Source organism: Pseudoxanthobacter sp., from assembly GCF_036822375.1.
In the GTDB taxonomy this organism is placed as follows: Bacteria; Pseudomonadota; Alphaproteobacteria; order Rhizobiales; family Segnochrobactraceae; genus Pseudoxanthobacter.
This window is the reverse complement of the sequence record NZ_DAISHT010000152.1, coordinates 1-8,891: the sequence shown is the minus strand read 5'-3', so window position 1 is coordinate 8,891 and position 8,891 is coordinate 1. Positions and strand designations below refer to the sequence as shown.

Sequence of the window (8,891 nt, the reverse complement as noted above, 5' to 3'; positions counted from 1 at the left end):
CGATGCTCGGTTCCCACGCCAACATTCCGCCGCCGTCCGGCGGACATGGCCACGGCGGGCATGGTGACGGTCATGCGGTGGCGGCTGCGGCGCATGCCGATCACAGCGGCCACGGCCACGACGACCACCACGCTGCCGCGCCCGGCTCGCGCGCGGCGGAAGTGATCACGACCGCGCTGCTGTTCGTTTCCGCCATTCTGTCGTGGGTCGCTTTCGTTCAGGTCGGTATCGGCGAGACGCATGTTGCGACGGTCGATCTGCTGACGTGGATTTCCTCCGGCTCGCTCTCGTTCAACTGGGCCCTGCGCATCGACACGCTGACCGTGGTGATGCTGGTGGTGGTCAACACGGTCTCCGCGCTCGTCCATCTCTATTCGATGGGCTACATGTCCCACGACGAGCACCGGCCGCGGTTCTTCGCTTACCTGTCGCTCTTCACCTTCGCCATGCTGATGCTGGTGACGTCTGACAATCTCATGCAGATGTTCTTCGGCTGGGAAGGCGTGGGTCTGGCGTCCTACCTGCTCATCGGCTTCTGGTTCCAGCGGCCGTCGGCCTGCGCGGCCGCCATCAAGGCGTTCGTCGTCAACCGCGTCGGCGACTTCGGCTTTCTGCTGGGCATGTTCGCGCTGGTCTGGGCCACGGGCGTGATCCAGTTCGATCAGGTCTTCGCCGCCGCACCGGCGCTGGCCGCAAAGACGATCCACTTCGTCGGCTACGACTGGAACGCCGTCACCATCATCGCGCTGCTGCTGTTCATGGGCGCGATGGGCAAGTCGGCGCAGTTCCTGCTGCACACCTGGCTGCCGGACGCGATGGAGGGCCCGACCCCGGTTTCGGCCCTGATCCACGCGGCAACGATGGTGACCGCGGGCGTGTTCATGGTCGCCCGCATGTCGCCGCTGTTCTCGCTGTCTGAGAATGCGCTGACCTTCATCACCTTCATCGGTGCGACGACGGCGTTCTTTGCGGCGACGATCGGCTGCGTGCAGAACGATATCAAGCGCGTAATCGCCTATTCGACCTGCTCGCAGCTCGGCTACATGTTCGCGGCGCTCGGTATCGGCGCTTATAACGTCGCCGTGTTCCACCTGTTCACGCACGCGTTCTTCAAGGCCCTGCTGTTCCTCAGCGCCGGCTCGGTCATCCATGCCGTCGGCGGCGAGCAGGACATGCGGATGATGGGCGGGCTGCGGAAGGTGGTGCCGTTCACCTTCTGGGCGTTCATGTTCGGCGGCCTCGCGCTGACCGGCTTCCCGCTCACCGCCGGCTACTTCTCGAAGGACGCGATCATTGAGGCGACCTTCGTCGGTCACAACCCGATGCACGTCTATGCGTTCTGGATGACCGTGATCGCGGCGGCCCTGACGGCGTTCTACACGTGGCGTCAGGTGTTCATGACCTTCTTCGGCAAGCCGCGGGCTTCTGCGGAGGTGATGGCGCACGCTCACGAGTCGCCGGCCGTCATGCTGATCCCGCTTGGCGTGCTGTCGCTCGGCGCACTGTTCGGCGGCATCGTGTTCCACGGCGTGTTCATCGGCGATCAGTGGCAGTCGTTCTGGAAGCAGGCGATCGACATCGAGACGGTCGAGCACATCCTGCATGCCATGCACACCGAAGTTCCGGCGTGGGCGAAGTGGCTGCCGACGGTTGCCATGGCGCTCGGTCTGGTGACGGCCTGGTACGCCTACATGAAGGCGCCGGAGGTTCCGAAGGCCTTTGCCGCCCGTCATCAGGGGCTCTACAAGTTCCTGCTGAACAAGTGGTATTTCGACGAGCTCTATGACTTCCTGTTCGTCCGCCCGGCCCGCTGCCTCGGCAACTTCCTGTGGAAGCGGGGCGACGGCTGGCTGATCGACGGCTTCGGTCCGAACGGGATTTCGGCGCGGGTCGTCGACATCACCAACCGCGTCGTGCGGCTGCAGACCGGCTATATCTACCACTATGCCTTCGTCATGCTGATCGGCATCGCCGCTCTCGTGACATGGTCGATGTTCCAGGGGGGGAACCCGTGATGAGCGAGTGGCCGATTCTCTCGATCGTCACGTTCCTGCCGCTGGTCGGGGTGCTGTTCATCCTGCTCGTCAGGGGCAATGACCCGGCTGCGGTGGCGAACATTCGCCGTGTCGCACTGGTGACGACGGTCTTCACCTTCCTCGTGTCGCTGCTGATCTGGATCGGCTTCGATCCGGCGAACCCGGACTTCCAGTTCGTCGAGAATGCACACTGGCTCGGCGGCACGATCACCTACAAAATGGGTGTGGACGGCATCTCGATGCTGTTCGTCATCCTGACGACGTTCCTGATGCCGTTCTGCATCCTGGCGAGCTGGGAAGCCATTCAGACGCGCGTCAAGGAGTACATGATCGCCTTCCTCGTGCTGGAGACGCTGATGATCGGCGTGTTCAGTGCGCTCGATCTGGTGCTGTTCTACGTCTTCTTCGAAGGCGGCCTCATCCCGATGTACATCATCATCGGCGTGTGGGGCGGTCCGCGCCGTGTCTATGCGAGCTTCAAGTTCTTCCTTTACACGCTCGCCGGCTCGGTGCTGATGCTGCTGGCCATCATGGCGATGTACTGGAACGCGGGCACCACCGACATCGCGGCGATGCTCAACCATAACTTCCCGGTTTCGATGCAGCCATGGCTGTGGCTGGCGTTCTTCGCGTCGTTCGCAGTGAAGATGCCGATGTGGCCGGTGCACACCTGGCTTCCGGATGCGCACGTCGAGGCACCGACGGCCGGGTCGGTCATTCTGGCCGGCATCATGCTGAAGATGGGCGGCTACGGCTTCCTGCGGTTCTCGCTGCCGATGTTCCCGGTGGCGTCGGCGGATTTCGCGCCCTTCATCTTCACGCTTTCGGTGGTGGCGATCGTCTACACCTCGCTCGTCGCGCTCGTGCAGCAGGATATGAAGAAGCTGATCGCCTATTCGTCGGTGGCCCACATGGGCTACGTGACGATGGGCATCTTCGCGGCCAATCAGGCGGGCGTGCAGGGCGGCCTCTTCCAGATGATCTCGCACGGTTTCGTGTCGGGCGCGCTGTTCCTGTGCGTCGGCGTGGTCTACGACCGGCTGCATACCCGCGAGATCGCCGCGTATGGCGGTCTGGTGAACCGGATGCCGGCCTACGCACTGGTGTTCATGGTGTTCACCATGGCCAATGTCGGGCTGCCAGGCACCTCGGGGTTCATCGGTGAGTTCCTGACGCTTCTGGGTGTGTTCCAGGTCAACAGCTGGGTGGCGGTGTTCGCCACGTCGGGTGTGATCCTGTCGGCGGCCTATGCGCTCTGGCTTTATCGCCGGGTCGTGTTCGGGGCGCTCGATAAGGAGAGCCTGAAGGCGATGATGGATCTCTCGGGCCGCGAGAAGGTGCTGCTGGTGCCGATGGTCGCTCTGACGATCCTGTTCGGTGTGTGGCCGGCGCCCATCATGGATGTGACGGCCGCCTCGGTGACGAACCTGCTCGACAAGTATCAGGCCTCGCTGGCGCGGGCCGAGGCCGAGGGGCAGAGTGCGATGAACGCGATGCTGCCCGAAGGCGTGATGGCGACCTTTGCGCGCTGAGGCGGGCAGAACGAGAACAGACGGCTGGCAGGTGAGGGACCTGCCGGCCGGTGCAACGAAGACGGAACGATAAGAGGCCAAACGCCGATGGCGACGCTGCCCGATCTCTTGCCGGCTTTGCCGGAGATACTGCTGGCGCTGGGCGCTCTGGCGCTGCTGCTGGTGGGGCTGTTTGCCCGCGAGAACGCCACCGGACTGGTGAATGCCCTCGCGGTTGCGCTCCTTCTTGTCGTCGGCGTGCTGATTCTGGCTTTTCCGCACGAGGGGGTCACCTTCTCCGGTGCCTTCATCTCCGATGCGTTTGGCCGTTATCTCAAGGTGCTGACGGTGCTCGGCTCCGCGGGTGCGATCCTGATGTCCGGCGCTTACAGCCGGGCGGAGAAGTTCGAGCGGTTTGAATTTGCCGTCGTGGTGCTGATTTCGACGATCGGCATGCTGCTGCTGATTTCCGCCAACGATCTTCTGGCGGTCTATCTGGGCATCGAACTGATGAGCCTCGCGCTCTACGTTCTGGCGGCGATCGACCGTGATAACGTGCGGTCGACCGAAGCGGGTATCAAGTACATCGTGCTCGGTTCGCTGTCGTCGGGCCTGATGCTCTACGGCATGTCGCTGGTTTACGGTTTTACCGGCCACACCAACTTCCACGAGATTGCCGAGATCGTCGGCAAAGGGGCCAGCACGGTCGGCTTTGCGTTCGGTCTGGCGTTCGTGCTGGCGGGCTTCTGCTTCAAGGTCTCGGCGGTTCCGTTCCACATGTGGACCCCGGACGTCTATGAGGGCGCGCCGACCCCGGTGACGGTGCTGTTCGCGTCGGCGCCGAAGATCGCGGCCATGGCGGTGTTCGTCCGCGTGGTCATCGATGCGTTCGGTTCGGTGACGCACGACTGGCAGCAGATCGTGGTGTTCGTGTCGCTGGCTTCGATGCTGATCGGCTCGTTTGCCGCCATCGGGCAGAAGAACATCAAGCGGCTGATGGCCTATTCGTCGATTGGTCACATGGGCTTCGCACTGGTCGGCCTCGCGGCCGGCACGGCGGAAGGCGTGCAGGGCGTGCTCGTCTATCTCGCGGTCTATCTACCGATGACGCTGGGCGCGTTCGCGGTGATCATCGCGATGCGGCGCCGCGGCGTGGCGGTGGAGGAAATCCGCGACCTTTCCGGTCTGGCGCGCTCCAACCCGGTCGTGGCCTTCGTCATGGCGATGATCATGTTCTCGCTGGCCGGCATTCCGCCGCTCGCCGGCTTCTTCGCGAAGTTCTATGTGTTCGCGGCGGCCATTCACGCCGGGCTCTACTGGCTGTCGGTGATCGGCGTGCTGGCTTCGGTGGTGGGCGCGTACTACTACCTGCGTGTCGTGAAGGTGATGTACTTCGACGAGCCGGCGGAAGGGTTCGAGCCGATGGCCGGGTCGCTGAAGTTCGTGCTCGGCATCAGCGGTGCCGCGGTGCTGCTGTTCGTCGTGTTCGCGAGCCCGGTGATCAATGCCGCGGGCGCGGCAGCGGCAAGCCTGTTCTGAGCGGGCGATGACAGCGCGCGATGATGACATGATCCCTGCGCCGGATGGCGCAGGGTTCGTTCTCGGGCCCGTCGCTTCTGCGGCGGGCTTTCGCGTTCAGGGTTACCGGTCGGCCGGATCGACAAACCGGGCGGCCATGCTGCCGGCGCTGAAGGGCGGCAGCGGGAATTTCTGGGCGGTGACAGAGTGTCAGACCGCCGGCCGCGGCCGGCGGGGCCGGGGCTGGGTGGCGCCGGTCGGCAATCTGGCGGCGAGCCTGCTGAAGGTTTCGCCGCAGCCGGCGCACGCGCTGGCGACGCTGGGATTTGTGGCCGGGCTTGCCGCGCACTGGGCGATTTCGGCGGTCGCGCTTCGACGGCCGGTGGCGGATGTCGCGGGCGATGCCGGCGCGACCGGCCGCATGGCCGGGCTGGAGCTGAAGTGGCCGAACGACCTGCTGCTGGACGGGGCGAAACTGGTTGGTATTCTGCTTGAGGCGGACCGGCTGGCGGACGGAATGACGGCCGTGGTGGTCGGGATCGGCATCAACGTCGTGCGGGCGCCCGAGGGCGCACCGTACCGGGTGGCCTCGCTGGCGGAAGCGGGCGTTGTAACGGATGCGGCGACGATGTTCGCGGCGCTGTCGGACGCCTGGGTGCTGGCGGAGCGGCTGTGGGACGACGGAACGGGATTTGGGGCCATCCGGGCGGCCTGGCTGGCCCGGGCACGCGGTGTGGGCGCGCCGGTTCGCGTCCAGCTCAGCGACAGAGTGATTGAAGGCTGGTTTGAAACACTGGACGGCGATGGGCACCTCGTGGTGCGCGGCGACGATGGCCGCAGGCACAGCGTGGCGGCCGGCGACGTCCATTTTGGAGTGGCGGCGACAGCGGGCTGATGAAAGCAGAGAAAACGAATGAACTGGTCTTCGTCGCGCTTGGGGGCGTCGGCGAGATCGGCATGAACATGGCGCTTTACGGCTATGGCCCGGCGCGGCACCGGCGCTGGATCATGGTCGATTGCGGCGTCAGTTTCGGGGGCGAGGACGAGCCGGGCGTCGATCTGGTTCTGCCGGATCCCCGTTTCATCGAGGCTGAGCGTGAGAACCTGCTCGGCATCGTGCTGACGCACGTCCATGAAGACCATTACGGCGCGTTGGTGGACTTGTGGAGCCGGCTGCGCGTGCCGGTCTATGCGACGCCGTTTGCGGCGGCGATGCTGGACGCCAAGCTCGATGGCGAGCCGGACGCGCCCGACATCGACATCGTAGAGGTGGAGCAGGGCGCGCGGTGGCAGCTCGGGCCGTTCGATCTGGAACTGGTGCCGATGTCGCATTCGATTCCGGAGGCGAACGCGGTGGTGGTGCGCACCGCCGCCGGCACCGCCGTGCATTCCGGCGACTGGAAGATCGATCATGAGCCCGGCATCGGGCTGCCGATCGATCTGGCGCGGCTGGGCGAGATCGGCGCGGAAGGCGTGCAGGCGCTGATCTGCGATTCGACCAACGCGATCCGCGAAGGGCGCTCGCCGTCGGAAGCGGACGTGGCGGTTGAGCTTGAACGCATCATCGCCAATGCCCCGGCGCGCGTTGCTGTGACGACGTTTGCGTCGAACGCTGCACGGCTGCGCGCGGTCATCAGTGCGGCGAACCGGGCAGACCGGGAAGTCGTGGTGCTCGGGCGCGCCATGAAGCGGGTGATCGAGATCGCCGGGGAGCTTGGCTATCTGGATGGTCTGCGGCCCGTGCTGGACGAGGAAGCCTATGGCTACCTGCCGCGCGACAAGGTGGTTGCGCTGCTGACCGGCAGTCAGGGCGAATGGCGTGCGGCGCTGGCGCGCATTGCCGAGGACGATCATCGTCTGGTGGCGCTCTCGCCGGGCGACATGGTGATCTTCTCGTCGCGCACGATCCCCGGCAACGAGAAGGCCGTCGGCTCGATCATCAATGCGCTGGCGGCGCGGGGCATCGACATCGTGACCGACCGCGACGGTCTCGTTCATGTCTCGGGTCATCCGCGGCGCGATGAGATGCGCGAGCTCTATGGCCTGATCCGGCCGCAGGTGGCGCTGCCGGTGCATGGCGAGCCCCTGCATCTGGCCGAACATGCCAAGCTGGCCCGCGGGCTCGGGGTGCCGCAGGTGATCATTCCGCACAACGGCCTGATGGTGCGGCTTGCGCCGGGGCCGGCCGCAGTGGTCGACGAGGTGCATGCCGGCGTGCTGTACAAAGACGGCCGGCTGCTGGTTGAGCCGGAACAGTCCGGCATGGAAGACCGCCGTCGCGCCTCGTTCAACGGTGTGGTGGTGGTGTCGCTGGCGCTCGACAGCAAGGGCGACGAGGTGGCGGCGCCGACCGTGACGCTGATCGGCGTGCCGACAGCGACCCGCGAGGGCGTGCTGTTCTCGGCCGTCGTGCAGAAGGCGGTCGCCGGTGCCTTGCAGAGCATCCCGCGGCCGCGCCGCAAGGACCACGCGCTCGTTGCAGAGGCGGTGCGCCGCGCTGCGCGCGCGGCGGTCGCGGAAAAGTGGGGCAAGAAGCCCGTCTGCCGCGTTGCGGTCGCAGAGGGCTGAATGTGCAACGGCTGCCTGCCATAACGGCAGGCAGCAGGCCGGCTGCGTTGCGGCGGTCAGGCCAGTTTGCCGGCTCAGGGCGGCGCCGATGGCGGCCGGCGCGCGGGCGTCGAAGTCAACCCATTCTGCTTGTTCGATATCGGATGCTGGCGGCCTGCTGCCTGCCGGCGGATGCGTGTGACGCGCGCGCTGCGGCCTGACCAGCGCGAAACCAACGCGAACCTTGTGCGCAAAAAATAGGCACAATAGCCGCTACGGAAGCGCGGCGTTGGCCGCGCCGGCCGCCGTGGGTGAGTCGGCCGACGGCGGAGCAGATTGTCGCGGGCGGATCGTTCGGCCGGGATTCGGGCGGGTCGATTCGGGACCCGGAGGCCCGTCGCATGACGCCCGGCCTGCGGTGTGGTCTCGGCCGGCGGGCCTGAGCGGGACAACGCGCGGCTGCTGCGGATCGGGGGCGGAATTCTCTCAACCGGAGGAGGCCGGGCCCGGCGATCCGGCAGAGCACCTGTGGCGGATCAGGGCTCCGGCCGGGGAGGCGGTGCGCAGCCGGCGGAGTCGCGGCCGGGCGTCCCGGGTTGCTGAAGACGCCCTCGCGCGCGGGCGGCGGACCGGGATGGCGGATGCCAGTGCGCGGATTTCATGTGGAAAGTCAAGCTCTTGTGCAGCGCGGCGGTGTGGCCGGTCGGACGCCTCATGCGGCGGTCGGGCGTGCAGGGGGGGCCGCGGCTTCGCAGAGTCCGGCTTGCGGAAGGTTGTTCCGCGGGCGGTCGCCGGCGGTTGCGCGGGAATGCACGGGCCTTAAAAAACAAAAGCAAGGCCCGAGGGCCTTGCTGTTCTAGTTCCGCGTCTTACCCTACTGCCTTTGTTGTGGAGTCGAGGGGTGTCTCCTCCCAACTCCGGCGGCTGCAAGCTATAAGCTGCGCCGAGGGTCTTCCTCCCAAGACTTAGACCGCGATGCCTTATCGGCTGATGGCCGGCTCGGAGACCGTCAGCCACTTGTTATGTTTCGAACCTAGCGCATCGAATTTGCTTTGTCATCATTTTGTGCATGGCTCGCCCAACTTTTTTGCGTTTGACAGCATGGCTGACCTTTTTTGCCGGGCCGGGGCCTGCTAACCGACGGGTTGCCTTTTGGCGGCCGGGCCTGTTCACTCCCCCACCGGCTCAGGTTTGCCATTATTGTTCGCCAATCAGCCTCGCGTGCCGCGAGCCTCCGATCCCCCTTGTGCAAGAGCACCCGGAATGCGCCTCTCCCGCT

5 protein-coding genes are annotated in these 8,891 nt (G+C 65.8%); all 5 read left to right on the top strand.

The window, feature by feature from the left end:
• Positions 1-2: 2 nt before the first annotated feature.
• Positions 3-2,015 carry an NADH-quinone oxidoreductase subunit L gene (gene nuoL, locus V7067_RS13075; RefSeq protein ID WP_334176342.1) on the top strand — a complete coding sequence of 671 codons (2,013 nt, stop codon included), beginning with the start codon at positions 3-5 and terminating at the stop codon, positions 2,013-2,015.
• Positions 2,015-3,568 (top strand): NADH-quinone oxidoreductase subunit M, encoded by a 1,554-nt coding sequence (locus V7067_RS13070; RefSeq protein ID WP_334176341.1) that lies wholly within the window; start codon positions 2,015-2,017, stop codon positions 3,566-3,568. The genes nuoL and V7067_RS13070 overlap by 1 nt, the downstream gene beginning before the upstream one ends.
• A gap of 87 nt (positions 3,569-3,655) precedes the next feature.
• Entirely contained in the window at positions 3,656-5,086 is a 1,431-nt protein-coding gene (nuoN, locus tag V7067_RS13065) for an NADH-quinone oxidoreductase subunit NuoN (RefSeq protein ID WP_334176340.1), read from the top strand.
• A 136-nt stretch (positions 5,087-5,222) separates the two neighbouring features.
• Complete coding sequence (locus V7067_RS13060; protein ID WP_334176339.1) at positions 5,223-5,960, top strand: biotin--[acetyl-CoA-carboxylase] ligase; 738 nt, start codon at positions 5,223-5,225, stop codon at positions 5,958-5,960.
• Positions 5,960-7,633: a ribonuclease J gene (locus tag V7067_RS13055; protein WP_334176338.1), complete on the top strand. Its 1,674-nt coding sequence runs from the start codon at positions 5,960-5,962 to the stop codon at positions 7,631-7,633. Before V7067_RS13060 ends, V7067_RS13055 begins: the two co-directional genes overlap by 1 nt.
• The last annotated feature ends 1,258 nt before the right edge of the window (positions 7,634-8,891 follow it).